Genomic DNA, 25,897 nt, shown 5'->3' on the forward strand with positions numbered 1-25,897 from the left:
ATGATATTTAAAACTAAAAAAGGCATACCACCAGGTCTTTTAACAATTATAAGAGCAAATGAGAAAACTCCGAAAAAACCTATTTTTTTAATAATACTATCATTACTGATTGTTGCCATCGGTTTTGTTGGAAGTTTTATTTATAATCATTATATAGAATCAGAATTAAAAAGCTCTAACAAGCCTGTTCAATATTCAACATTAGGGCCAAACCCTTCGCAAGAAAAAAAATATACTCAATCAAGTACAGAACCAGCTTCTGTACAAGTAAAATCTATGGAAACAGAAAACATTAACCAAAATTTAAAGACAAAACATACAACAAAACCTTTAAAGCAGGAAAAAGTAGCAAAGCAGACTACACAAAAAAAGCAGTCTAACAAACCTGCTGAAATTCCTTTTGAACAGTTTAATGCAGAAACAGTCAAAGCAGTAGATTATCTTTACAGAGCTCAGGATTTTGAATCAAGGGGAAATTACTCTGATGCAATCTCCGAATACAGAGAGTATCTTAGAATTACGGGAAAGCAGGATCCAAAAATTCTTGATAAAATTGCAACCCTTTATCTCATGATTGGTGATCTTAGAGAAGCTTCCCATTATGCCCAGCTGAGCCTGAATCAAGCTCCGGATAATGTTTCAATAATCATTAATTACGGTGTAATTCAGGCAAAGATGGGAAATCTCACAAAGGCTGAAGAATGTTTCAGAAAAGTTCTTTCTATGAACCCGGACAACAAAACAGCACTTTATAATCTCGCACTCTTAAAGGAAAAGAAAAAACAATACGAAGAGGCATTGAAACTATATGAGAGACTTTATCAACTTGGTGATCCTCAGGCTACTGAGGCAATTCAGCGCATAAGGTCATATAAGTAAGTTGAATGCATCGGGAATGAATTTTATAATCTCTGATATCTGAGTTGATGGTTCTGGAGTTGACAGCTGTCCTGCAATTCTGTTAATCCTGGCTGCCATACTACATGCTTTTTCTACTTCATATCCTGAATCAATTAAAGCAGAAACTATGCCTGTGAGGCTATCTCCTGTTCCACCAATTGGTTCAAGAGCTTCAATACAAGGTTCTGATACAATATCTATGATTCTGCCCTGCTTTACAATATAGTCTGCCCTGCCTTTAACAAGCAGATATTTTGCCGCATTTTTATGTTTATAGGCTCTCTCAATGAGTTCTTCAACTCTGCTTTCATCCTGAAGGAGAAAACCTCTTGTGTAAAAGGGATGTGGAGCTTTTTCATCAGCTAAAAAAGCAAGCTCTCCAGGGTCTGGTGTAAAAAGGTCAAAACAGCTGGCGTTGCCACTCATCTTTGCTGCATACATAAATCCTGCATCAGCTATTAAAAAAGGGCGTTTATATAATTCTCCAATGGCAAGCAAAATTTTATTACACCAATCAGCATCTGGCATTAAGTAGTGAAATGTAAGTGTATCAAAGTCATGATTTTTAATTTCCTTGACAAAAAATTCATATAATCTCCTGCTTCCGTAGCCTTTTCCTGTATCTCCTGCGAGATAAACATATAGCGCAGCTTTACCTGATATTTCAAGAATTTTGCATGCTGATGCAATCAGAGCAGGTGTGCCTCTCTGTATGGAAATTTTTCTACCCTCTACAATTAAGAAATTGCCTTCAAGCTGAGCCTTTCCAGAAGTAACAGGAAAATCTTCTTCTGGAACAGTGCCTATGACTGCAAGCATAATTCTTTTATTTTATCATAGGCTAACTGAAGTGCATATCCACAGAGAGTATGTCCGAGCATTCTCGGCTCTGTTGCTTCATTAATTTTTTTACCAATCAAGCAAGCTGCCAGATATGGAACATCAGGGCATCCTCCACCTGAAACATTAACAATAGTAAGGCTACTTTTATGAACAGTTATTTTCATGTTTGCTGCCCTTACCATGATAAATCTTCCGTAGTCTTTAACATGAAAGAGGTCAACAGGTTTTAAATTGCCATCATTGGAAGGCAAAAAATCAAGGGGCATAAGCCTCTGAGCTTCAAGAACATTAAGGATTCCCATTGCTTCCACAACAGAAAATTCTATTGCAAGGTCACATCCTTTTCTTACATGTGGAGGTGGTCCTACAACTTTGATCTCATATCCATGCTCTTTTAGAAGCCTCTCAGCTCTTATGACTTCTGATGTGTTTTCAAAGATAAGAATTCCTCTCTGAGTGGGAGTAGTCCTGTGTTTGAATAATTTTTTCAATATCTTCATTATTCACCTGCTCAGTCCTTTTTAATTCTCACTTTGTAGCCTGTTGTCTCTTCGGTTATCTCTACAATCTGCCATCCCATTGAAGTAGCAGCACGGGACACATTCTCCTTTGATGTATCAGTATCAACAAGAATCTCTATCTCACCTTTGCCGAGCTTTTTTATTGCCTCAAGAGTTAAAAGCACAGGCTCAGGGCATGAAAGTCCTCTTGCATCAACAATTTCAGCCATTTTTTTACCTCCTTCTCATTGTTAAACCAATTATTACGCAAACTATTAACCCAATTATTGTTGCCACAGCTCCATTTGGACCAATTCCTGCTGGACTGCTTGCCAATCCAAAATTGTGTGCCACTGCTGCACCAACAATCATACCAGAGGCAAAAACTGCAGCATCTGCATCTCCTTCTCCTGAAAGAAAAAGTTGTCTACCAGGACAACCACCTGCAAGGGTAAAAGCCAGTCCGGCAAGAGTCATTCCAAGAAAGTTCCACAATTGCATTGTATGGGCAATTGGTTGTTTTTCAAAGCCAGGATTAAATTGTCCGAGTATAAGATTTGTAATTAAAGCAGCGATGAAAAATGCAGCCACGCCTGAAAATAAATGCCCCTGCTTGAAAAGTATTAGGTCTCTGAATGCTCCCATTGTACAGAATCTGCTTCTCTGAGCAAGAACACCGATTAACAAAGCAATCCCAAGTGATATAAACAAAGGAGCATGCTGTGAGCCAGGTCCCTTTATACTATAAAATAGCAGCATTCCTCTGCCTTCACCTGCTGGCTGAGGATCAATCAGTAATAGTAAAAGAAAGCTCAGCATTAAAAGAGGAAAGGCAATTCCAGCAGCCTTTGATGGAGCTGATTGAGTTCTTCCCAGTGAATAACCAGCCTTAAGAAACCTTGTTCCAATCCATATCCCAAAAATTAACCCAAGTAAGCCAAAAATAGCGTTTCCGTCTCCACCTGCAAGCCTTAAAATTGTTCTCCATGGACACCCTAAAAACACCAGTGCACCTATCATTGCAAAAACACCAAGAATGAATCTTATAAAAGGTGCTGAACCTCCACGAGGTCTGTATTCTTTAAAGGCAAGGGCAGAAAGAAAAGCTCCAAGAACAAATCCTATAATTTCAGGTCTCATATACTGAACAACTGCTGCCCTGTGAAGTCCCAGCGCGCCTGCAATGTCTCTTTCCATACAGGCAACACATATACCCATGTTTGGTGGATTTCCGAGATTCTGAAGCACAGGAGCAAGCACACCGATAATTAAACCAACAAAAATAATGCCACTTCTTGTGGCAAAGAAATTCTTAAACTCCATCTGCCTTCCTCCAGAATTTTTTGAATATTTTACTTTAGTAATGCCGATATGTAAAATTGTTTTTTTCAATAAATCATAGAATATTGATAGATTTTTCCAATGCCTTTTTTGCTATTCCGGGGCTTTATCCTGTTACTTGCCTCTCACCCCCTTCTTGCCCATTTGAACAATTTTGAACCATCTTGAACTTTTTTAAAAAGGAGAATCTCTCACCTGTGCGGTGGTGTTGGAAAAGGTTCAGATTGAACAGGATTTATGCGACCAATTTCAATCCATTGCTTTCTCATCAGCATATCGTAAATTCTGTAACTTATGTTAAAATTATCCCGTGGCTTTATTCCATAACCATTTGCGAAAGAAATTAAATATATAATGAGATACAATCCAGATGCAAGGATTTTCCTACACTATGGAGACCTCTCAGATTCAGGTCAAATTATGCACCTAATATATAACATTCAACCTGATGAAATATACCACCTTGGAGCTCAAAGTCATGTTAGAGTAAGCTTTGATATACCAGAATACACAGGCGATATAACAGGACTTGGAACTACCAGAATACTGGAAGCCATAAGAAGAAGTGGGATAAAAACAAGATTTTATCAGGCCTCCTCCTCAGAAATGTTTGGAGCATCTCCACCCCCGCAAAATGAAAAAACACTCTTTTATCCAAGAAGCCCTTACGCGGCGGCAAAAGTTTACGCATACTGGATGACGGTAAACTACAGAGAAGCTTATAATCTATTTGCCTGTAACGGAATACTGTTTAATCACGAAAGTCCAAGAAGAGGAGAGACATTCGTAACGAGAAAGATAACAAGAGCTTTAGCACATATCTTAGCAGGAAAGCAGAATAAACTTTACCTTGGTAATCTTAATGCAAAAAGAGACTGGGGATTTGCACCAGAGTATGTAGAGATGATGTGGTTAATGCTCCAAGCAGATGAGCCAGATGATTATGTAGTAGGAACAGGAGAATCACACTCAGTAAGAGAATTTGTAGAAAAAGCATTTAGTTATGCAGGTATAGAGATAGAGTGGAAAGGAGAAGGAGTAGAAGAAAAAGGTATACGATAGCAAAGATGAGAGAGTGTATAAGTAAAGGATTTAGGGTGTGTTATAATTATACGATATGAAAAAGAACTATGGTATAAAAAAGATTATAATACCCGTAAGTAAAGAAACATTTAACTTGGTGGCAAAATTGTGAAAGCAGTTATTCTTGCAGGTGGTAGCGGGACAAGGCTTTACCCTACAACGAAAGTAATAAACAAACACTTTTTACCCATCTACAACAAACCTATGATTTACTATCCTCTATCCTTGGTTATGTTGCTTGGAATAAGAGATGTTCTTTTCATCGTAAACCCACAGGATTTAGAAGACTTTAAAAATCTTTTTTCAGATGGTTCTCATCTTGGTATGAGAATAGATTACAAAATTCAGGAAAAACCTAACGGTCTTGCTGAGGGCTTAATCCTTGCTGAAGATTATTTAAAAGGTGATAAAGTGCTTTACCTTCTTGGAGATAACATATTCTTTGGCCATGATTTGGTAAAGATTTTAAAAGACGCCATGTTAGAAGTTGAAACAAAAGGAGGAGCTTACGTTTTTGGTTACTATGTAAAAGACCCAGAAAGGTTTGGAATAGTTGAGTTTGATGAAAATGGAAAGGTTTTATCTATAGAAGAAAAACCAAAGAAGCCTAAGTCTCACTATGCAGTTGTAGGAGCATACTTTTTTGATGAAAATGCTTCCCAGATAGCGAGAAACGTAAAACCTTCAGACAGGGGAGAGCTTGAGATTACATCAGTTTTAGAAGAATACTTAAAAAGGGAAGCTTTGAAGGTTAAACTTCTTGGTAGAGGTTTTGCATGGTTTGATGCAGGAACCCACGATAGCTTTTTGGAAGCTGGAGAGTTTGTAGCCACCATAGAAAAAAGAACGGGCCTTATGATCGGATGTATAGAGGAGATAGCCTATCGGAACAGATGGATAACAAAAGAAGAGCTTTTGGAGTTAGCAAAACCGTTAAGTAAAACAGATTACGGTAGATACTTGGAAGCAATTGCAGAGGAAAATCCATGAACTTTGAATTTATAAGGTTAGAAATTCCAGATGTAATCCTTGTAAAGCCTAAAATCTTCAAAGACCAAAGAGGTTTTTTCTTAGAATTTTACAAATCATCTGTGTTTAAAGAAAACGGTATAGACGTTTCTTTTGTGCAGGACAATCACTCAGGCTCTGTAAAAGGTGTTTTAAGAGGTCTTCATTACCAGAAAAAACCAAAAGCTCAGGGAAAGCTTGTAAGATGTGTAAAAGGAAAGATATTCGACGTTGCCGTTGATATCAGAAAAAACAGTCCTACATTTGGGAAATGGGTGGCAGTTTACCTTTCCGAGGAAGACCAGAATATGCTTTGGATTCCAGAAGGTTTTGCCCACGGATTTTTAGTCGTTTCCGATTATGCTGAAGTTGTCTACAAAGTCTCCGGTGCTGAATACTCACCTCAACACGACGCAGGAATAAGATGGGACGACCCGGATATAGGAATAAAATGGCCGTTAGAAGGCATAGAAAATGTAATTCTTTCAGATAAAGACAGTAAACTCCCATATTTAAAAGATTTAAAAGAGGAGGATTTACTTTGAAAATTTTAGTGACAGGTGGAGCTGGTTTTATTGGAAGTGAGTTCGTAAGACAGGCAGTAAAGCAAAACCATAACGTCTGCGTTGTAGATGCCCTAACTTACGCTGGAGATACAGAAAGATTAAAAGAAGTAGAACACTATATAACATTTTACCATGCTGATATAAGAGATTACGAAGAGATGGATAGTATCTTTGCCAAAGAAAAACCAGAAGCTGTTGTGCATTTCGCTGCAGAAAGCCATGTAGATAGAAGCATTTTAGAACCAAGGGGATTTTTACAAACAAACATAGAAGGAACGTTCAACCTTTTAGAGCTCTCAAAGAAATACGGTGTCGAGAGGTTTATAAACATATCTACGGACGAAGTTTACGGAGAACTTGGAGAAGAAGGAAAATTTACAGAAGAAACACCTTTAAAACCAAACTCCCCATACTCAGTCAGTAAAGCCTCACAGGATATGTTAGGAAGAGCCTATTACAGAACCTACGGTTTACCGGTAATTACTGTAAGGCCATCGAACAACTACGGACCTTGGCAGTATCCAGAAAAGCTTATACCAGTAGTAATAGTTAAGGCTTTAAAAAACCAGCCTATACCAGTTTACGGCACTGGAAAAAACGTAAGAGAGTGGCTTTATGTATCGGACTGTGCCGAAGCGGTCTTAACTATTTTAGAAAAAGGGAAAATCGGTGAAGTATACAACGTGTCCAGCAGTGAAGAAAGAAGGAATATAGAAGTGGTAAAAGCAATACTTGATATACTGGGAAAACCTCACAACCTGATAGAGTTTGTAAAAGATAGACCCGGACACGATTACAGATACTCTACAGACTCTCAAAAAATATACAGAGAGCTTGGTTGGAAGGCAAAAACAAAGTTTGAAGAAGGCTTAGAAAAGACCGTTAAATGGTATTTAGACCATCAAGACTGGCTTGAAAAGAAAGTTAAAGATTTAGAAGAATTTTGGCAGAAGGTTTACAGAAAATGAGATATCTTATAACAGGTGCAAAAGGGCAACTTGCAACTGAGTTTATAAAACACTTTCAACAACAGTCCGTAGAATACTTTGCATTTTCCAAAGAAGAACTTGACATTACAAACTTTGATACAGTTTACAAAACATTAAAAGAGATAAAACCAGATGTAGTTATAAACTGCGCCGCTTACAACCTTGTAGACAACGCAGAAAAAGAGCCAGAAAAAGCTTACTCTATAAATGCTGTAGGTCCTTACAACCTTGCTTTGGCATCTAAAGAAATAAAAGCTAAGTTTATACATTACTCAACAGACTACGTCTTCGATGGAACAAAAGAAGGTCTATACACCGAAGAAGACACTCCAAATCCTTTAAACGAATATGGAAAAAGTAAACTTTTAGGTGAAAATCTGGCTAAAATTAACGAAAATAGCTTAATATTCAGAGTTAGCTGGATATACGGTGAAGGAAAACAAAACTTTCTTTACAAGCTCTTGAGTTGGGCTAAAGATAATGAAGTTTTGAAAGTAGCTATAAATGAGTTTTCAGTACCAACTTCTACTTCCTTCATAGTAGATAAAACACTCAAAGCTATAAACAAAGAACTTAGAGGGCTTTACCATCTTGTTCCTAACGGATATGCTTCTCGCTACGAATGGGCAAAGCTCATCTTAAAGAACTATGGTATAAAAAAGATTATAATACCCGTAAGTAAAGAAACATTTAACTTGGTGGCAAAAAGACCAAGCTTTTCGGTCCTTGACAGTGATAAAATACAAAAAGGGTTAAATGAAGTCTTTGAAGAATGGGATGAGATATTTATCAGATGGTGTAGAACTCAGTAATGAATAAGAAAAGGTTTATAGAAAATATTCTTTCTTTATATCTTTTACAGGTTGTAAATTACATCTTACCTTTGATAACTTTACCTTATCTTGTAAGAGTTTTGGGACCTGAAAAGTATGGTCTCATTTCTTTTGCGCAGGCATTTTGTGGATATTTTCAAATTCTGACCGACTATGGTTTCAATCTTTCAGCAACAAGGGAGATTTCTATACACAGGGAGGATAAAAATTTAGGGTATTTAAAAACCTGAGCATTAATTCAAGGAGAATTGATAAAAATATAAAAAATAAAAATAGGTTAAATAAGTTTTTTGATAATATCCTCATTTACATAAGCATAACATTATATAATTATATAATTTGTTAAGATTGCGAATAGATAAACAAAGCAATTTAGTAATGAATAAGACTGCTCAAATCCGTGGAAGTCTTCTATCTCGTAACACACTCCTGAACTTCATAGGTCAGGCAGTTCATATGCTTGCGAGCATAATTACTATCCCTTTCATTGTTCGTGGGCTCGGGATTGAACGGTTTGGACTTCTGTCATTAGTGTGGGTGATTTTTGGATATTTTGCTATATTTGATTTAGGTATAGGTAGAGCAACTACTAAATTTGTAGCGGAAGCTTTGGGGAAAGGGGAAGAAAATGAAATTCCGCACCTTGTCTGGATAGCGGTTACGATCCAAGTCATATTGGGTATTGTTGGTGCCCTTGCTTTGATTGGAATTACACCTTTGCTTGTTGAGCGTATCCTTAAAATTCCTTCAGACCTTATAGGTGAAGCAAAAGCCACTTTTTACGTTCTTGCCTTGTCATTGCCAGTGGTTTTTATCTCAGGCTCCTTTAGGGGTCTTCTTGAGGCAGTCCAACGTTTTGATTTAGTCAATGCCGTAACAGTTCCAGCTAGTGTATTGAACTATATTCTTACTTTAATAGGGATAGGATTAAGTTTAAAATTACCTGGTATAGTGGCTTTAATACTATTTTCAAGGTTTGGGGTATTAGCCGCTTTTGTGATGCTTAACCTTCGCATTATGCCATGGCTGAGGAAATATTCAGTATCTTTCTCTCTTTTTTCTCTTTTTCCTCGCCTCTTTTCCTTCGGTGGATGGGTTACGGTTTCGGGCATTGTAGGACCGATTTTAGTATATTTAGATCGATTTCTTATTGGGGCACTTATCTCAATGTCTGCGGTAGCATATTACACAGCTTCATATGAAGCTGTTACTCGTCTTTGGATTATTCCAAGTAGCTTAGTTATGGCATTATTTCCTGCTTTTAGTGCTTTAGAAGGAATGAGAGATAGGGAGAGACTTCAATTTTTCTTTATTCGTTCTGTTAAATATATCTTTCTGACATTAGGATTAGTTGTTTTAATTATATCGCTATTCGCTAAAGAAATCTTACAAATATGGCTGGGGGTTGACTTTGCAATGAAAAGTGAGGCAGTTCTTCAAATCCTTGCCCTTGCTGTGTTGATTAACTCCCTTGCTCATTTTCCTTTTGCACTTCTTCAGGGTATAGGACGCCCTGATCTTCTTGCTAAGTTTCATCTGCTCGAACTTCCTATTTACGTCGGCATGGCAGGTGGACTGGTTAAAGTTTGGGGAATTACTGGAGCAGCGTTGGCATGGACCCTATGAGTAGCACTTGATGCTCTTTTGCTGTTCGTTGCTACATTTAAAGTTTGCAGTTTCTCGTCTCGTGTGTTTACAGTTAGTAGCATAACGCTCGCAGGAGTTACCATTTTGTTACTTGTAAGCATGACTGTGGGATTAAAATTCTTGGTTGGTGTTCTCTCCTTTTTTGCTAAGCTTATGCTCTTTGTAGTTCTTCTTAGCTTTTTTACCTATTTTATCTGGATAAAGCTTTTACTTTTAGATACTTCAGATAAAAGAATAGTTCTGAAAGAATGGATAAATTTATGGCGAAGAATCAAAAACATATTATAATAAATCAAGGCATACGTGTTTGGGATATTAGAACGTGGCTGCTGTGCGGTGATGAGGGGGTACTTCTTTACCAAGGACTTAAAGATCGCCTTTTTGGGGCACCGGGTATTTGGACGCTTATGCGATGTTTGAGGTGTGACCTTGTGTGGTTGAATCCACGTCCTATTCCCACCGATATCCATAAACTCTATTCAGAATACTACACACATCAGTTAGAGAACTCACCAAAGGAAAGCTTTGCGAGTCTGCGTAGGGCTATCAAAAACAATATTTTGCGACGATATGGTTATTCAGTAGATATAAAGGGAGGATTACTTGACTTACTGGGACGAATCTTTTCTTGTATAGGTCCTCTCAAGGAAATCGTTGGTGGAAATATCATGTATCTTAAGGCAATTGATGGAGGCAGGCTTTTGGATGTCGGCTGTGGAAGTGGAAATTTCTAGGCTCAGATGAAAGGATTGGGATGGAAAGTTGTTGGAGTTGACCCTGATTCAAAAGCTGTGCAAATTGCAAGGGAGGAGTTCGACCTTGAGGTTTTTCAGGGTACATTGGAGGAAGCTAAATTTCCCGATAATAGCTTTGATGTTATTACTATGAATCATGTTATTGAGCATGTTCCAGACCCGATTGTGCTTCTTACTGAGTGCCGTAGAGTTCTCAAGCCAGAGGGAAAGTTGATGGTAGTTACACCGAATATCGGCAGTTTAGGACGACGCTTATTCGGTGAATATTGGCTACATTGGGATCCTCCACGTCATCTGTTCCTATTCTCACCTAAATCGCTACGGACATGTGCTGAGCGGGCAGGATTGATTGTTCGGGCTATTTGGACTACTTCTAAGGGAGCACGTTTTCTATGGGAGGCAAGCTATTTGATCAAGCGAGATGGGAATCTACCCGGGGTTCACCTCAAAGACAGGACACGCGATTGAAATTGGAAGGTTTAGTTTTCTGGGCGATAGAATACATTCTTAACTATGTGGGGGTTGGCGAAGAAATAGTGCTTGAAGCGACTAAATAGGTGGAGTGATAGAACTAGTGCATAAAAAAGATGTATGCTGTAAGCGAGCAAGACCCCGTTCTAAGTTTGCATGAAACCTTAACTAATAGAGAAAATAAAAGATTGCTTCGAAAATTTTGAAGAAAGGTATAAAGACTTTGATTATTACAGGCAAGTTATAAAAAACGAACCTCAAAAGTTTGTAGAGGATTTGAAAAAAATTTTTGTTAAAGTAGAGAAGTAAAATAATAAATGATTGACATAAGTAATACCAAAATAATGAAAACAAATAAAATTCCAAATTTTTTTATTGTTGGAGCACAGAAAGCGGGGACAACTTCTCTTTACGAGTATCTCAAAGAACACCCTGAAATATATATGTCTCCCGTAAAAGAACCTCATTACTTTGCAAAAGACCTTGACTATGAAAACATGAGACGAGATATGAAAAGAACTACGATTTTTATAAGAACTCTTGAAGAGTATCTTGAACTTTTCAATGGTGTAAAAAATGAAAAAGCAATAGGTGAAGCATCTCCGTCTTACCTTTACTCAAAGGTTGCAGCTTATGAGATAAAAAAGTTCAATCCAGATGCAAAAGTAATAATGATTTTGAGAGACCCGGTCGAAAGGGCTTACTCTCATTACCTTATGAACTTAAGAGATGGTTTGACTTCTGAGAAAGATTTTATAAAAGAAGTTTTGTCTGATTTGAAAAAACCTAAAAAAGGATGGGGTATTTCACATCTCTATATTGAGTTGGGGTTATATTATGAGCAAGTGAAAAGGTATTTAGATACATTTCCGAAAGACAATGTGAAGATTCTTCTCTACGAAGATTTTAAATTAAACACTTATGAGGTTATCAAAGATATTTTCAGTTTTCTCGGGGTTGAAAATAATTTCTACTCACCTAAGTTTGAGCATATTTTCATGGAAGGAGTTACGGTGAAGTATCCGAAATTGAACAAATTGCTAAAGATGATATACTCAGATTACAAGAACTATACTGACCCCCATAGGGAGTGGACACGGTAAATGTGTAGAGCCAGGCATTCTCACTCCCTCTTCTGACTGGACAGCCGAGGGTTGAAGAGCTGCAGACTTTCTGCATAAGCAGAGGGAAATAACCTATCAAGGAGGTAAAAAGAATGAAACAGAGGAAATGGACAGTAGATGAAAAATTGGCAATAGTCCTTGAGGGGCTAAAGGAAAAGGGGGCTTATCAATGGCTCATATGATGATAATCATTACAGGGCAGAGATAGAGAGGCTTCAGAAGGCCATCGGCAAGCAGGCCATACAGATAGAGATTTTAAAAAAACGGAAGAGCTAATGGGAACAAGGTAGAGGCGGTGCAGTGGCTTAAGGGTTCAGGATACACCATAAAAGATGCCTGTAAAGCTCTGGGGATATCAAGGAGCAGCTATTATAGTGCTGCCAGGGGGAAAGGTGTTAATGAGAGGGAAGTATCTCTTAAGGGATAACGAGCTTGTTGAAAAGATAAAGACAGGGCATCCCTTTTGGGGATACAGGAGAGTGACTGCCTGGCTAAGGCATAGAGAAGGCTTAAAGGTGAATCACAAGAGGGTTCAGGGGATCATGAAGAAACATGGGCTGCTTACACCGAGACAGTTCATAAGGCAAAGAGGAGTTCTCAGAGGAGCAAACCCAGGGCTGAAAGACCGAGGCAGTATTGGGGAATAGATATGACGGAATTCATGGTATCTTCTATTGGATGGGTATATCTGGTAATAGTGCTTGACTGGTATACGAAGAAGATAGTGGGCTGGAATCTCACATTAAGGAGCAGGGCAGGAGAATGGGAGGAGGCACTGGAGATGGCAGTAGAGAAGGAATTTCCAGATGGTGTAAGAGGGCAAAGGCTAAAACTTATAAGTGACAATGGTTCGCAGCCGACAGCTACCTCATTTATGAGGGATATGGCAACACTCGGTATTGAGCAGATATTCACCAGTTATGATAATCCAAAGGGCAATGCAGATACCAGAGAGGATGATGAGGACAATAAAAGAGGAGGTAATCTGGCTTAATGAGTTTGGGAGTTTTGAGGAGGCAAGGGAAAGGATAGGAAGATGGATAGAGGTTGATTATAACAAACTATACGTGCACAGTGGGCTGGGCTATATAAGTCCAGAATAATTTGAGGCTGAGTATAAGAGAGAATATTTCCTGGAGGCAGCATGACATCTACATCTTTAGGGCATAAAAAATGTCTTGACAAATGGGGCTGCAGCACAGTATACTTCTGTAGAACTTCAACATAAAGTTCTTGAATGGTGGTGGTGGGGGATTAATATGGCGGAGGTGAAAAGATTGTCAAAGAAAAAGTTCTTTGACTATATAGAATGGGATCCAGTAACTAAACTATATGTTGGTATTATTCCATATGTTCCTGGAGCCCGCTCTCAAGGGAAAACCTTAGAAGAACTAAACCAGAATCTTAAAGAAGTTTTGGAATTATGTTTAGAAGAAATGGAAGATATTGAAGAAAGTTATATATCACATTACCAACAGGGGTAACGGAGGGCAGGAAGTTTTTCACAGGGATTATGAAGTCTGAATCCTCTTAAAACAGAAGGGATTAAACTGCGGTGAAAGGTGAAGGGATAGTTAGATGATAGTGAAAAATACATTTTATAGCACTATAAATGCGTTTTTAAGGTTTTCATCCACAGCTCTACTTTACATAATCCTTGCTCGTGCTTTGGGAGTTGAGGAGTTTGGGCGGTTTGCTTTTGCTTTATCTTTTAGCGGCACATTTCTAACATTTATTGATTATGGGTTCAATCTTTTAGTTGTTAAAGAAGTATCCCAGAATCCAGAAAAGATATCAGATTTAGTAAAGTCAATTATAAATGCAAAGATACTGTTATCTTTATTCTTTACATTAATTTTATTTTTAACCCTTAAAATATTAAATTATCCGAAGGAAACTGTAATTATAGTTGCCATATTGTGGTTATCAGTCATCTTTTATTCTTTTGGTTTTTTCTTTAATTTGGAGGCAGCATGACCTCTACAACTTTAGGGCATAAAAAAGTCTTGACAAATGGGGTGGGGTGCAGCACACCCAGAAGGCTATGGCTTAAGAGGATAAAGGTGGGAGGGGTGGTCTTGTGAGAGAAGGTTTAGTAAATATACACAGATTTTTAGACCATGCAATAAAGCTTTCTCTTGAAGCTGGCAGAGAGATATTAAAGATCTATAACAGCGATATCGTCTCTTCTTCCACCAAGTCTGACAGCTCACCCCTTACAAGTGCAGACCTTACCGCCCACAGATTACTTTCTGAAGGTTTATCATCTACTGACCTGCCTGTCCTCAGTGAGGAAGGAAGGGATCTTTCCTTTGATATTCGTAGACAGTGGTATTATTTATGGCTGATAGACCCTCTTGATGGCACAAAGGAATTTTTGAATAAAAACGGAGAGTTCACAGTAAATATAGCCCTTATCAAAGAAAACTCTCCTGTTATTAGGAGTAATATACGCACCTGCAAAAACATCCTCTATTATGCCTTAAAAAATCAGGGAGCTTGGAAGGTGAAAGGAGAGATAAAAAAGAGACTTCCTGAGTATAGAAGGGGCGAGAGCGAACCTTTAGTTATTACAGGAAGCAGGTCTCATCATACTGAGGAATCCAATAAATTTATAGAAAGATTGAAATCCCTTTATGAACAGATTGAATTTGTGCAGGCAGGAAGTGCTCTGAAATTTTGCCTTGTCGCTGAGGGAGTTGCGGATATATATCCAAGATTCGGTCCAACCATGGAATGGGATAGTGCAGCAGGACAGCTCATCGTGGAAGAAGCAGGTGGTAAGGTTCTTGATGCCAGAAACAGCACACCCCTGGTGTATAATAAAAAGATTTTAAAAAATCCGCACTTTGTTGCATTAAATAATCATCGGCTTAAAGAGGTTTCATGGATAGCGTCTATAGCAGGGTCGCAGAAAACAATGTAGTATGGCACAATGGCTTCGTGAACCGAGTAGATAGAAACGAAGCCTATGGCCATAAAAGCGGTCTCATCTGGTTTACAGGATTATCCTCCTCAGGAAAGTCAACGATTGCCCATGCCTTTGAAAAGAGACTCTTTGAAGAAGGTATAAAGTGTTATGTCCTTGACGGAGACAATATCAGACACGGCCTTAATGCTGATCTCGGGTTCTCTGAGAACGACAAGAGAGAAAACCTAAGGCGCACAGTAGAGGTAGCGCGACTTATGGTTGATGCCGGGCTTATAGTCCTTGCTGCCTTTGTATCACCCTTCAGAAGAGACAGGCAATATATCAGGGAGCGTTTTAAGAATGATAATTTCCTTGAGGTTTATGTGAGATGTTCTGTTGATGAGTGTGCAAGGCGTGTTCCAAAGGGCTATTATGAAAAGACAAGGGCTGGTATCATAAAAGGTTACACAGGGGTTGATTCTCCCTATGAAGAGCCAGAAAACCCTGATCTGATACTGGATACAGAGAAGATGGACAAAGAAAGTTCCATATCGCTTTTATATGAAACCCTGATGAACAGAGGCTGGATTGGATGATAGCTATGATGGGTGCAATAAGCAGGTTATTAAACCTATCCTCAAGAGATAGCCACCTTTCAGAGATACTGAAGGGAGGAGGTATCTCCTTTTTGATGAGCATCATTACTATTGCCTTTGGATATCTCTTCACTCTTATTGTAAGCCGTGCTTATGGAGCAGAGGCGATGGGCATTCTGTCCCTATGCGTCACCTTTATTGGTGTGGCTACACTCATTGGTCAGCTCGGTTTTGAAACATCACTTGTGAGATTTGTGGCTCAGTATAATTCAAATGGTCAGCGTTCACTCATAAAGGAAGTCTACGCAAAGGTGCTAAAAATAGTAATACCGTTGTCAATCTTAGTGTCTGTGCTCATATTTATAAATGCAGACATTATTTCTCAAAAGGTCTTTAATAAACCGCACCTTGAAACATACTTCCGGATAGCCGCCTTGGCAATAGTTCCGATGGTGCTCCTGAACATCAATAAACAGGCCCTGAGGGGACTGAAGAGGATTGGAGAATTCGGTCTTCTCGATGGGGTGATAAATTACTTCTTTGCTCTTATGTTTCTAATTTTATTTAGTCTTTTGCTTGAAAGAAAAACTATATACCCTGTAGTAGCTTATATTGTAGGTATTATTTTTGCAACAGTTCTAAGCAGCGCACTATGGTTTAGACAGATAGAGATACGAAGCCCTTCTGTGGCAATAAACGAGATCAAATACCGTAAGCTCTTAAGCGTCTCTATTTCCATGTTTTTCATCGCGTCAATGCATATGATAATGCAATGGATAGATACCATTATGCTCGGCATCTTCAGGACAGAGGCAGAGGTTGGGATATATAATGTTGCACTGAGGTTAGCCAATCTTACCGCAATAAGCCTTTTTGCCATTAACTCTATTGTAGCACCAAAGTTTGCAGAACTCTATGCGATCAAAGATATGGAAGGTCTTAAACAAACAATTCAGCATTCCACAAGGCTTATATTCTGGTTTTCAGCTCCTGTGCTTTTAGCCTTTATTCTATTGCCGGGCTTTTTCCTCGGATTCTTTGGTGATGAATTCAAAAGAGGAGCTATGGCACTTATAATATTATCCATAGGTCAGTTTGTAAACTCTATATCAGGCTCGGTGGGATATTTTATGAATATGACAGGAAGGGAGAGGGCATGCCAGAACATCCTAACTATTGCCACATTGATTAATATTTTGTTAAACTATTTATTAATACCAGTATTTGGAATGATAGGGGCTTCGATTGCTACGATGATCAGTATTGTCTTTTGGAATCTCGCCTCTGTAGTCTATATTAAATATGATACAGGTATTTTAACCTTATATATTCCTAAGCTTTTGTTATAAGTTTCTGTTAACGAGACAATTGAAATATACTGCTAAACAAGGAGGTATGTTAAATGGACAAAGTTCTTATTGAAAAGCCCCTGGAAGAGAAGGAATTATACAGTAAGAAGGTGGTTCAGGAGACCTATGAAAGATATGGCAGAGATGTGGGAGTTGCCTTTAGCGGAGGAAAGGACTCCACAGTCCTTCTTCATCTTGTAAGATCTGTGTTCGATGGCAGGATCCCATGGAAGGTTTTTACACTTGACACAAGTGCAGAATTTAAAGAGATCAAGGATTTTGTCCATAAAGTTACCGATGAATGGAATCTTGAGTTAATAGTTCTTAAAAATGAGGAAGCCATAAAAAAAATAGAGATCGCAAAAGACAAGGTTGAGTGTTGTTACCTTCTTAAGGTAGTTCCGATAAATAACGCTATCAAAGATTATGGGCTTAAAGCCCTTTTGACGGCGGTTCGATGGGACGAACAGGAGGCAAGGATTAATGAAGAATTCTTCACCCAAAGGGAAAATCCACCGCACATGAGGGTTCAACCGATATTACATTTCAGGGAAATTGATATCTGGTCATATATAAAAAAATATAACATTCCTTACTGCGAGCTTTATAAAAAGGGTTACCGGTCAATTGACTGTGAACCATGCACAAGGCTTTGTGGAACTGACTGGACTGAAAGGAGTGGGAGAGCACCCGAAAAAGAGAAAGTTATGAAGCGATTAAAAGAAATGGGATATTTCTAAAATTATTGACATTACCAAGAAAGGAGAAATTTTTATGGATAATGTTTTACTCAACAAGGAGTATAGAAGGTATGTAGGTCCTGTTGAATTTTATGATATAGTTAGTGGATTACAATTTATAATTTTATTTTTATTGGGTCTAAGGGAAGAACATTTTCTTTTAGACATTGGATGTGGCTCTTTGAGGGGGGGGAAGCTTTTAATCCCTTATCTACTGCCAAATAGGTATTATGGAATAGAACCAAATGAGTGGCTAATTAAAGAAGGGATAAATAATGAAATAGGAAACGATATGATCAATATAAAAAAACCTTCTTTTAGTAAAGTTAGTGATTTTACATTAAGTGTGTTTAATTTAAAATTTGACTTTATATTAGCTCAATCTATTTTTTCTCACGCAGCACCAACACAAATTCGTAAATGTTTATCAGAGGCAAAGAAGGTTATGAAGCCTACATCACTTTTTGTAGCCACTTTTATGGAGGGTAATGACGATTATAAAGGTAACAAATGGGTTTACCCTGGGTGTGTTACATATACACTTAATACAATTTATAAGATGTGTGGAGAATATGGTTTAAATTGTAAGAAAATTGATTACCCCCATCCAAATGGACAAACATGGATAGTGATACATTTTCCAGAGAATGAATCATCTATATTATCTATATTGTATAAAGATAAATTGAAGGAAATATTTAATATGAAGGCATTGGAAGATTCACTTCATACATGTAAAGAAAGGCTCTCAAGATTGGAGTCCCATCCCTATGTTAAAGTCGGACTAAAAATAAGAAGGTTTTTTCTTAAATTTAAACAGCATTTTGATAAAATTTATAATAAAAAATGAAAAAGCGATTCCCAAATATAGTTTTGATAGTATGTGATACATTAGGTGCTAAACATATGTCCTTATATGGATATTGGAGAAAAACAACACCAATGCTGGAGAAAATGGTAGAAAAAGATAATTTTGCAATCTATACAAGATGTTTTTCTCCAGCACCATGGACTGTACCAGCACATGTTTCTCTTTTTACAGGTTTATATCCATCTGAGCACCTCACGGATGGAGATAAACTTTTTTTAAGTAAAAATTTTTATACTTTACCTGAAATAGTTAAAAATGCAGGTTTTACCACAATTGGAATAACAAATAATGCTCTTGTGTCTCGTTTATTTGGTTATGCTCGAGGTTTTGATAAATTTTATGAAGTATGGAATATATTTGAAGAAAAAGATAACGAGAAAGCTATTGTCAGCAATTTTTTAAAAAAAACTGATTTAGAGAAAATTAAATTTCTATTGAAATCATCAAGCCGGTTTCCTTTAAAAGTATTATTCAAAGTAGTAGTTAATGGAGTCTACAAAAAATTAAGACCCTTATCTAAAGATGCTTCTTCTTTTACTCTTAAGTCATTTAAAATATATAAAAAAATCTTAAAAGAATGTAGGCAACCTTTTTTTATATTCATAAACTTGATGCAAACGCATGATAAATATAATCCTCCGCAAAAATACCGGAATATTTTTATTAAAGATAACCCTAAACTTGAGCATAGACACCGTAAGGAAACAGAGTATTTGCATTATGCAATAAAACCTTTTGAAAAAAATTATTTAGAATACATGGAGGGATTATATGATGAAGAAATACTTTTTTTGGATGAGATACTTTTCAGGATGTATGAAGAAATTAAAAAATTAAAAATACAAGATAATACTTTATTTATTATTACGGCCGACCATGGTGAGTTATTTGGTGAACATGGACATGTTCATCATTTATTTACTACATACAACGAACTAATTCATATCCCTTTGATTATAAGTTATCCAAAAGAATATGGGATAAAAGGCGAGATTAATAATCTTGTTCAACTTCATGATTTATTTGCAACTATTCACAGTATAGTAGAATCACCATTGCCTGCTCCTAACAGTTCAATTGCTCTCATGGGGAATGAAAAAAGGGATTTTGCATGTTCCCAGTTATTAGATGTAGGATTTAAAATAGATGCTTGCAAAGAAAAAAATCCTGATTTTGATCCTGATAATTTTAGTTTTAATTGTAAAGAAATTGCTTTGATAAATAAAGATTTATATAAATTAATAAAAAGAAGTAATGGACAGCAAGAGTTATATAATTTGCAAAAAGACCTGTATGAAACTCAAGATCTGATGAAACTGCGAAATATGAATATTCCAGAAATCAATTTCCCAAAATTTGAACTATTATGAGTGAAAATTCTACCATTTTTTTAATCAGTCTTTTGCTACTCCTTTTTGCATTGTATTGCAGAATTACAATGAAGAGCTGGTTTGCTCCTGGTGCTTTTTTTGCATTAATCTGGACAGTTTACACTTTATTGCCCATTCTACTAACACAATATGATATGAAACCTTTAGGAGTATTGTGGATATTTTTTATGGTTTTTGTAGTATATTTGGGAAGTGCTGTTGTTACAACCGGGATAGGCATTAATAAATCAGTTAGTTACCCAACAATTAATATGCATAAATATTTTTTGAATAATCTAAGATTTTTAAATGTGTTAATAATATTATTTAGTATATTAGGACTGGGAGGTGTTGTTATTTTAATTATTTCTTTAGGAAAGGAACTAACCGTATTTTTTTCTTTAGCTTCTCTTTCGAAAGTCGCCAATGAGTACTCTGTTTTAAGATATTCAGATCCATCTTATAGAGAACCTGGAATGGCTATTTTACTATCTTCTTTCGTATATGCAAGTAGTTTTCTGGGAGGCATACATTATGTAATTTCACTAAAAAGATATCAAAAATTCATCGCATTATTCCCTTTGATAATAGGGGTAGGATATTCATTAATTTTAAGCACTCGAGCGAGTTTTTATTTTCCTTGCATATTATGGATAAGTTCTTACATTTCTATAAAGATTTTTCTTATTAAAACAAAGTTTCCACTTTTTACAGTTCGTAATATGATTTTACTCGGTTTACTAATAACAATAATTACAATATCTTACATCTTTTTACAAATATTAAGATGGGGTGCAAGCGAAATTAACATGGAGTATGTTTATAGCGCTTCTCCTTTCCTAAAAAGTGCTTTTTTAGGAAGTCCTGTATTATTTTCACAATGGTTTTCAGAACATTGGTCTGATGATATTATTCCAACTCTCGGAGCCTATACCAATCCATTTTATAAATTCTTCGGGGGTCAAATAATGCGTTATGAGTCAACGCCGCTTTCTGATGAGTTAGGTTCTGAATCAACTGTTTTTACATTATTTCGTGATACTATAGAAGACTACACAATTTTCGGTTCCATTTTTATTTTCTTACTTTATGGAATATTTTGGGGTTATAGTTATAAAAAAGTTATACAAGGTAAAATCACATATTTACCATTTTTGAGTGCTTTTTATAGTATTGCTGTGGCAAGTATTACCAAATTTATATTTGGATTTACTACAATACTGTTTGCATGGGTTATGTTCTTCATTATTTGGTGTTTGGTTAATAAAAAATGGAAGATAGAAAAATGCAAATTTTAATTATTTGTATTAATTATAATAACGATGAAGAAACTTTTTCTTTTATAAAAGAAACACTAAGGATAAGTAGAGACCGCAGGCTGAAAATAATGGTAGTTGATAATAGCGAAAAAGACAAATTAAAAGACAAAATAAAAGAGGTAAAACAAGTTTTGTATTATCACACTAATAAAAATCTTGGATATTTTGGAGGAGCATGGTTCGGATTAATTCAATATTTAAAAGAAAATCCTTTGCCTGAATGGGTCATTGTATGTAATACTGATATCCAATTTGAAGAAAATTTTTTTAAAAAATTAATCGAATATTATCAGAACAGTATTTACGCAATAATTGCGCCAGATATTATACTTGAAACATCAAAACTACCTTCTTCTCGTAAGCATCAGAATCCACATTTTATTACTCGTCCATCAAAATTTAGAATGTATTTTTATAAATGGATTTTTAAATATTATCCTTTGTATCTTTTTTGGGAGCTTATTTCAGGCATAAGATATGAAATAATAAATCATTTGTCTAAACAGAAAAATAAAAACATAAAACCACAAGAAATATATGCACCTTTTGGTGCCTGTATAATTTTCCATAGAAACTACTTTGAAGCAGGGGGAACATTGAATACAGAATGTTTTCTTTTTGGAGAAGAGATATTTGTTGCAGAAACCGCTCGCAAATTAAATCTTCGCATTCTTTATGACCCTGAGCTTAAAGTTATACATCATGAACATTCTTCAATCTCTATTCTCAAATCTAAACAGAAGGCATTTTATGCATATCAGTCTATTAAATACTATATTGATAAATTTTTCAAAGGGTAAAGATTAACCATGTGTGGAATTTTTGGAGCTGTAAATCTAAAAGGAAGTTTTTCAAATAATGATTTTGATAAGTTTGTCTTTTTAACGGATATGGTAGCTTACAGAGGTCCTAATGCATCCGGCTACATTGCTATAAATCTGAAAGAAAAATCCGAAAATAAAGATAAATTTGAAATTTTTCTTGGTCATAGAAGGCTTTCAATAATAGATCTTTCTGAAAATGCTAATCAACCTCTAAGTGATGGTGAAGGATTATGTATAATATATAATGGTGAAATTTTTAACTACTTAGAATTAAAACAGGAATTAAAACAAGAGGGTTTTATATTTAAGACAAATTCTGATACTGAAGTTATATTGAAAATTTATAAAAAATATGGAGAAGATGGATTTAGTAAATTAAACGGGATGTGGGCCTTTGCTATATTGGATATACCTAATAGAAAAATAATTCTTAGTAGAGACAGATTTTCTATTAAACCCTTGTATTATATACAAGACCGAGGCAGATTTTATTTCGCCAGTGAAATTAAACAACTTCTCCCACTTTTACCAAAAAAGGAGCTTAATCATACCGTTATGTTTAAATATATTGAACAAGGACTTGTAGATTATGACGATGAGAGTTTTTTCAAGAATGTATATAAAGTAAAACCAAAACACAATTTTGTTATCCATCTTGATACTGGAGAAATTAAAATCAGCAAATATTGGGATTATCAAATTGAAGAAATGCCAAATTTAACACTTAATGAAGCAGCAGAAAATTTTCGCCAGCTTTTTATAGACAGCGTTAAAATCAGGTTGAGAAGTGATGTAAAAGTTGGAGCCTTACTAAGCGGTGGCTTAGATTCATCGTCAATCTCAATAATAGCAAACAAATTACAAGACAAGTTTTGCACTTATTCTGTTATCTCAAAAGAAAAAAAATATAGTGAGGAAAGGTATATTGATATTATTACGCAAAAAGCAAAAATCGAAAATCATAAAATTTTATTCAAATTCAATGATGAAAAGATATTCTTAAAATATATAGACAAAGTCATTTATCACAATGATGAACCTTTTTGTGGTTTTAGCGCTGTGGCGCAGTATATGGTATTAGAGACATTGAGAAAAAATAGTGATATTGTAGTTGTTCTAAGTGGGCAGGGAGGAGACGAAATATTAATGGGTTATTTAAAATATTTTTTCTTCAACATTAGAAATTTAATTAAAACAAGTGCTTTCAAAGAGGCATTGACTCAGCTAATGAACTCCTTTATCAAAAGAACTATGGTTTGGCAATTCAAATTAAGTGAAGCAAGAAGATACCTCCCTTTTCTTATTAGGAAAACTCCTAAGTCTTTTTTAAAAATTAATGATACCCTTGAACCTATATGGGAGGCTAATAATTTAAAAGAAAGACAAATCCTTGACATTGATAAATATTCGGTTCCTGCACTCACTCACTACGAAGATAGAAATTCTATGGCACATTCTTTAGAGATAAGGCTGCCTTTTTTAGATCATAGATTAGTAAATTATGTTTTAAATCTACCAATTGCTTTTAAACTGAATAGTGGATGGAGTAAGTATATTCTCAGGAAAGCTATTTATGAGTTGCCCCACCAAATAAGATGGAGAAGAGATAAACAAGGATTTATTATACCTGAAAAATTATGGCTTATGAAAGAATTTTCATCGTTAATAAATAAAATTTTTACTAAAAGTATATTAGAAGAAATGGGAATTATAGATAGCAAGTTGTTTTTGGAATACTATCATAAATTTCAGAGAGGTAAAAAAGATATCTGGTATACAGATATTTCAAGAGCTCTAATTGCTGAAATGTGGACAAGAAAATTTTTTATGAATTAAAGGGTTAAAATGAACATATGGCTTATTCAAACAGGTGAACCTTTGCCTATTGATAATAGCATCAAAAAGATGAGGACTGCTATTTTAGCAGACAAACTCGTTGAAAGAGGGCATTCTGTTTTATGGTGGGCAAGTGCTTTTGACCATTTTAAAAAGAAGTGGATATTTAAAAAAGATACACAGTTTGAAATCCAAAAGAATTATAAGATTTTTGCTTTAAAAGGCATTGGATATAAGAAAAACCTCTCCCTTTCTCGCTATATTGACCACAGGATTATTGCATGGAAATTTAAAAGACAGGCTTCTGTAATACCGAAGCCAGATGTAATAGTTGCATCCATGCCGCCACATGATTTAGCGTACCAAGCAGTTATGTTTGCAAAAAAGAATAATATTCCCGTATTGGTAGATATACGGGACCCATGGCCTGATATATTTCTTGAGCATATTCCTAAGCCACTACAAGGAATCGCCCGTAAATTGCTTGTTATAGATTTTCAAATGATAAGAAAAACTATGCAAATGGCAGATGGGCTAATTGCGGTAACAAATACTTTTCTTGAATGGGGGTTGAAGTATGCAACACGTGAAAAAACGCTCACGGATAAGATATTGCCTATTGGATATAAAAGACAAAAGACCCTCAACGATTCTAAAACTGCTAAATTTACGCATTTAATTGAAGAACTCAAGGATAAATTTATAATATTCTTTGTCGGAACAATGTCAAGAAAATATCATAATCCCTCTATACTTTTAGAAGTGGCGGAAAAGCTAAAAAATGAAAACATTCATTTTGTTATTGCAGGAACCGGAGAACTATTTGATGAATTAAAAATCGCATCAAAAAATCTTAACAATGTAACTTTGACTGGGTGGCTTAATCACGATGAAATAGAATTTTGGTTAAAGCACGCAAAAGTCGGTGTGTGCCCTGTTGCAAGAAATGCAAGTTTGCTTACAAATAAGAGTTATGCTTACCTTTCAGCTGGGCTTCCTGTTATATCTGCTTTTCAGGGAGACCTAAAAGAAATCATTGAGAAATATCAGATTGGATTTTATTATCCACCAAATGATGTTGAAGCACTAACAGATTTTATTAAAAAACTTTACAATGACAAAGCTCTTTATGCTAAAATGTCAGAAAATGCTCGCAAGCTCTTTGACGAAATGTTTGATGCTGATAAGATATATGAGGAGTATGTAAAACATATAGAAACGGTTTATAAGAGGCATAAAGAATGGGCTACTATGAAATAACAGAAACGCCAGGGCTGAAAGCAACACAGGAGCAGATAGAAAGGCTATATCATAGATATCACTTTGCTCATCAGTTTGCTGAAGGGAAGGATGTTTTAGAGGTTGCTTGTGGTGCTGGCATAGGACTTGGTTATCTTGCAAAGGTTGCAAAGAATGTAATAGGCGGTGATATTGATGAGAATAATGTTAGCATTGCTAAGAAATACTATGGCGATAAAATAAAAGATAAAATAAAAATAGAGATAATGGATGCTCATAACCTTCCCTTTTCAGAAGAAACCTTTGACTTAGTTTTACTTTTTGAAGCTATATACTACTTAAAAGAACCTCAAAAATTTATACAAGAAGCCAAAAGAGTTTTAAGAGAAGAAGGAATTCTTATTATATGTACAGTTAACAAAGAGTGGGAAGATTTTCATCCATCTCCATATTCTGTTAAATATTTTTCTGTTCCTGAATTATACGAAGCATTAAGAAATGAATTTAAGGAAGTTAAGCTATTCGGAGCATTTAAAGTAGAAAAACATGGAATAAAGAACAGAGTAGTTTCTTTTATAAAGAAAATGGCTGTAAAGTTAAATTTAATTCCAGGAAGTCTGAAGGCAAGAGCATATCTTAAAAGAATATTTATGGGAAAGCAAAGGCCTCTCCCTTACGAGATAAAAGAGGGGATGGCAAATTATACAGAACCTGTTTCAATACCTGTGGATAAACCTAATAAAGAATTCAAAATAATTTATGCAGTTGCAAAGAAATAAAAT

31 protein-coding genes and 2 pseudogenes are annotated in these 25,897 nt (G+C 35.8%); 29 read left to right on the forward strand and 4 right to left on the reverse strand.

All coding sequences use genetic code 11. From position 1 onward, the window contains the following. Complete coding sequence (locus V4D31_RS02460; protein WP_353686666.1) at nucleotides 1–879, forward strand: tetratricopeptide repeat protein; 879 nt, start codon at nucleotides 1–3, stop codon at nucleotides 877–879. Here the strand turns inward: V4D31_RS02460 and V4D31_RS02465 are convergent. From V4D31_RS02465 to yedE, 4 genes are read right to left on the reverse strand one after another with little or no spacing between them, the layout of a single operon-like run. Further along, on the reverse strand, nucleotides 868–1,719 hold the full coding sequence (locus tag V4D31_RS02465) for an NAD(P)H-hydrate dehydratase (protein WP_353686667.1): 852 nt from the start codon (nucleotides 1,717–1,719) through the stop codon (nucleotides 868–870). The two genes, V4D31_RS02460 and V4D31_RS02465, sit on opposite strands and share 12 nt — an antisense overlap. Beyond that, nucleotides 1,704–2,243 (reverse strand): DUF3343 domain-containing protein, encoded by a 540-nt coding sequence (locus V4D31_RS02470; RefSeq protein ID WP_353686668.1) that lies wholly within the window; start codon nucleotides 2,241–2,243, stop codon nucleotides 1,704–1,706. The genes V4D31_RS02465 and V4D31_RS02470 overlap by 16 nt, the downstream gene beginning before the upstream one ends. 11 nt (nucleotides 2,244–2,254) lie before the next feature. Next, nucleotides 2,255–2,473, reverse strand: a complete 219-nt coding sequence (locus V4D31_RS02475) for a sulfurtransferase TusA family protein (RefSeq protein ID WP_353686669.1) — start codon at nucleotides 2,471–2,473, stop codon at nucleotides 2,255–2,257. A gap of 4 nt (nucleotides 2,474–2,477) precedes the next feature. Next, nucleotides 2,478–3,566: a YedE family putative selenium transporter gene (yedE, locus tag V4D31_RS02480; RefSeq protein ID WP_353686670.1), complete on the reverse strand. Its 1,089-nt coding sequence runs from the start codon at nucleotides 3,564–3,566 to the stop codon at nucleotides 2,478–2,480. Nucleotides 3,567–3,944: 378 nt separating this feature from the next. Between yedE and V4D31_RS02485 the strand changes: the two are divergent. The 28 genes and pseudogenes from V4D31_RS02485 to V4D31_RS02620 all read left to right on the forward strand — a co-directional run. Further along, nucleotides 3,945–4,640 (forward strand): annotated as a pseudogene (locus V4D31_RS02485) (GDP-mannose 4,6-dehydratase); the annotation flags it as partial. 135 nt (nucleotides 4,641–4,775) lie between these two features. Next, nucleotides 4,776–5,657 (forward strand): glucose-1-phosphate thymidylyltransferase RfbA, encoded by an 882-nt coding sequence (rfbA, locus tag V4D31_RS02490; protein ID WP_353686671.1) that lies wholly within the window; start codon nucleotides 4,776–4,778, stop codon nucleotides 5,655–5,657. Then, the gene (gene rfbC / locus V4D31_RS02495; RefSeq protein WP_353686672.1) at nucleotides 5,654–6,220 is read left to right on the forward strand and encodes a dTDP-4-dehydrorhamnose 3,5-epimerase; all 567 of its coding nucleotides are present in this window, start codon (nucleotides 5,654–5,656) and stop codon (nucleotides 6,218–6,220) included. Before rfbA ends, rfbC begins: the two co-directional genes overlap by 4 nt. Then, nucleotides 6,217–7,209 carry a dTDP-glucose 4,6-dehydratase gene (rfbB, locus tag V4D31_RS02500; protein ID WP_353686673.1) on the forward strand — a complete coding sequence of 331 codons (993 nt, stop codon included), beginning with the start codon at nucleotides 6,217–6,219 and terminating at the stop codon, nucleotides 7,207–7,209. The genes rfbC and rfbB overlap by 4 nt, the downstream gene beginning before the upstream one ends. Then, nucleotides 7,206–8,042 (forward strand): dTDP-4-dehydrorhamnose reductase, encoded by an 837-nt coding sequence (gene rfbD, locus V4D31_RS02505; RefSeq protein WP_353686674.1) that lies wholly within the window; start codon nucleotides 7,206–7,208, stop codon nucleotides 8,040–8,042. Before rfbB ends, rfbD begins: the two co-directional genes overlap by 4 nt. Continuing rightward, nucleotides 8,042–8,272: pseudogene (locus V4D31_RS02510) on the forward strand (oligosaccharide flippase family protein); the annotation flags it as partial. The gene rfbD and the pseudogene V4D31_RS02510, both read left to right, overlap by 1 nt. 169 nt (nucleotides 8,273–8,441) lie before the next feature. Beyond that, nucleotides 8,442–9,689 carry a flippase gene (locus V4D31_RS02515; protein ID WP_353687074.1) on the forward strand — a complete coding sequence of 416 codons (1,248 nt, stop codon included), beginning with the start codon at nucleotides 8,442–8,444 and terminating at the stop codon, nucleotides 9,687–9,689. A gap of 63 nt (nucleotides 9,690–9,752) precedes the next feature. Beyond that, nucleotides 9,753–9,998, forward strand: a complete 246-nt coding sequence (locus tag V4D31_RS02520; RefSeq protein WP_353686675.1) for a hypothetical protein — start codon at nucleotides 9,753–9,755, stop codon at nucleotides 9,996–9,998. Nucleotides 9,999–10,147: 149 nt separating this feature from the next. Further along, nucleotides 10,148–10,444, forward strand: coding sequence for a hypothetical protein (locus tag V4D31_RS02525; protein WP_353686676.1), 297 nt, complete (start codon nucleotides 10,148–10,150; stop codon nucleotides 10,442–10,444). Nucleotides 10,445–10,450: 6 nt separating this feature from the next. Further along, nucleotides 10,451–10,933, forward strand: coding sequence for a class I SAM-dependent methyltransferase (locus tag V4D31_RS02530; protein WP_353686677.1), 483 nt, complete (start codon nucleotides 10,451–10,453; stop codon nucleotides 10,931–10,933). Between the two features lie 320 nt (nucleotides 10,934–11,253). Continuing rightward, nucleotides 11,254–12,039 (forward strand): sulfotransferase, encoded by a 786-nt coding sequence (locus V4D31_RS02535; protein ID WP_353686678.1) that lies wholly within the window; start codon nucleotides 11,254–11,256, stop codon nucleotides 12,037–12,039. A gap of 316 nt (nucleotides 12,040–12,355) precedes the next feature. Next, complete coding sequence (locus V4D31_RS02540; RefSeq protein ID WP_353686679.1) at nucleotides 12,356–12,487, forward strand: hypothetical protein; 132 nt, start codon at nucleotides 12,356–12,358, stop codon at nucleotides 12,485–12,487. After that, nucleotides 12,459–12,707: an IS3 family transposase gene (locus V4D31_RS02545; protein WP_353686680.1), complete on the forward strand. Its 249-nt coding sequence runs from the start codon at nucleotides 12,459–12,461 to the stop codon at nucleotides 12,705–12,707. The genes V4D31_RS02540 and V4D31_RS02545 overlap by 29 nt, the downstream gene beginning before the upstream one ends. Nucleotides 12,708–12,709: 2 nt before the next feature. After that, a complete protein-coding gene (locus V4D31_RS02550; RefSeq protein WP_353686681.1) occupies nucleotides 12,710–13,054 on the forward strand; it encodes a DDE-type integrase/transposase/recombinase in 345 nt (114 codons plus the stop codon). Then, nucleotides 13,020–13,163, forward strand: coding sequence for an integrase core domain-containing protein (locus V4D31_RS02555; protein WP_353687075.1), 144 nt, complete (start codon nucleotides 13,020–13,022; stop codon nucleotides 13,161–13,163). The genes V4D31_RS02550 and V4D31_RS02555 overlap by 35 nt, the downstream gene beginning before the upstream one ends. Before the next feature lie 156 nt (nucleotides 13,164–13,319). Continuing rightward, complete coding sequence (locus V4D31_RS02560; protein WP_353686682.1) at nucleotides 13,320–13,544, forward strand: type II toxin-antitoxin system HicB family antitoxin; 225 nt, start codon at nucleotides 13,320–13,322, stop codon at nucleotides 13,542–13,544. Nucleotides 13,545–13,638: 94 nt separating this feature from the next. Beyond that, nucleotides 13,639–14,037, forward strand: a complete 399-nt coding sequence (locus tag V4D31_RS02565) for an oligosaccharide flippase family protein (RefSeq protein ID WP_353686683.1) — start codon at nucleotides 13,639–13,641, stop codon at nucleotides 14,035–14,037. A gap of 103 nt (nucleotides 14,038–14,140) precedes the next feature. Next, the gene (gene cysQ, locus V4D31_RS02570) at nucleotides 14,141–14,986 is read left to right on the forward strand and encodes a 3'(2'),5'-bisphosphate nucleotidase CysQ (RefSeq protein ID WP_353686684.1); all 846 of its coding nucleotides are present in this window, start codon (nucleotides 14,141–14,143) and stop codon (nucleotides 14,984–14,986) included. Further along, nucleotides 14,947–15,567: an adenylyl-sulfate kinase gene (gene cysC, locus V4D31_RS02575; RefSeq protein ID WP_353686685.1), complete on the forward strand. Its 621-nt coding sequence runs from the start codon at nucleotides 14,947–14,949 to the stop codon at nucleotides 15,565–15,567. The genes cysQ and cysC overlap by 40 nt, the downstream gene beginning before the upstream one ends. Continuing rightward, complete coding sequence (locus V4D31_RS02580) at nucleotides 15,564–16,916, forward strand: flippase (RefSeq protein ID WP_353686686.1); 1,353 nt, start codon at nucleotides 15,564–15,566, stop codon at nucleotides 16,914–16,916. The genes cysC and V4D31_RS02580 overlap by 4 nt, the downstream gene beginning before the upstream one ends. A 53-nt stretch (nucleotides 16,917–16,969) precedes the next feature. Further along, on the forward strand, nucleotides 16,970–17,656 hold the full coding sequence (locus V4D31_RS02585; protein WP_353686687.1) for a phosphoadenosine phosphosulfate reductase family protein: 687 nt from the start codon (nucleotides 16,970–16,972) through the stop codon (nucleotides 17,654–17,656). A gap of 34 nt (nucleotides 17,657–17,690) precedes the next feature. Beyond that, nucleotides 17,691–18,506 (forward strand): class I SAM-dependent methyltransferase, encoded by an 816-nt coding sequence (locus tag V4D31_RS02590; protein WP_353686688.1) that lies wholly within the window; start codon nucleotides 17,691–17,693, stop codon nucleotides 18,504–18,506. Further along, nucleotides 18,503–19,897, forward strand: coding sequence for a sulfatase (locus tag V4D31_RS02595; protein WP_353686689.1), 1,395 nt, complete (start codon nucleotides 18,503–18,505; stop codon nucleotides 19,895–19,897). The genes V4D31_RS02590 and V4D31_RS02595 overlap by 4 nt, the downstream gene beginning before the upstream one ends. Before the next feature lie 68 nt (nucleotides 19,898–19,965). Then, on the forward strand, nucleotides 19,966–21,195 hold the full coding sequence (locus V4D31_RS02600; protein WP_353686690.1) for an O-antigen polymerase: 1,230 nt from the start codon (nucleotides 19,966–19,968) through the stop codon (nucleotides 21,193–21,195). Next, entirely contained in the window at nucleotides 21,183–22,016 is an 834-nt protein-coding gene (locus V4D31_RS02605; RefSeq protein ID WP_353686691.1) for a glycosyltransferase, read from the forward strand. The genes V4D31_RS02600 and V4D31_RS02605 overlap by 13 nt, the downstream gene beginning before the upstream one ends. Before the next feature lie 9 nt (nucleotides 22,017–22,025). Further along, entirely contained in the window at nucleotides 22,026–23,876 is a 1,851-nt protein-coding gene (asnB, locus tag V4D31_RS02610; protein WP_353686692.1) for an asparagine synthase (glutamine-hydrolyzing), read from the forward strand. Between the two features lie 9 nt (nucleotides 23,877–23,885). Beyond that, a complete protein-coding gene (locus V4D31_RS02615) occupies nucleotides 23,886–25,136 on the forward strand; it encodes a glycosyltransferase family 4 protein (RefSeq protein ID WP_353686693.1) in 1,251 nt (416 codons plus the stop codon). After that, on the forward strand, nucleotides 25,118–25,894 hold the full coding sequence (locus V4D31_RS02620) for a class I SAM-dependent methyltransferase (RefSeq protein WP_353686694.1): 777 nt from the start codon (nucleotides 25,118–25,120) through the stop codon (nucleotides 25,892–25,894). The genes V4D31_RS02615 and V4D31_RS02620 overlap by 19 nt, the downstream gene beginning before the upstream one ends. Nucleotides 25,895–25,897: the final 3 nt, after the last annotated feature.

Source organism: Thermodesulfovibrio sp. 3462-1 (assembly GCF_040451425.1).
GTDB lineage: Bacteria > Nitrospirota > Thermodesulfovibrionia > Thermodesulfovibrionales > Thermodesulfovibrionaceae > Thermodesulfovibrio > Thermodesulfovibrio obliviosus.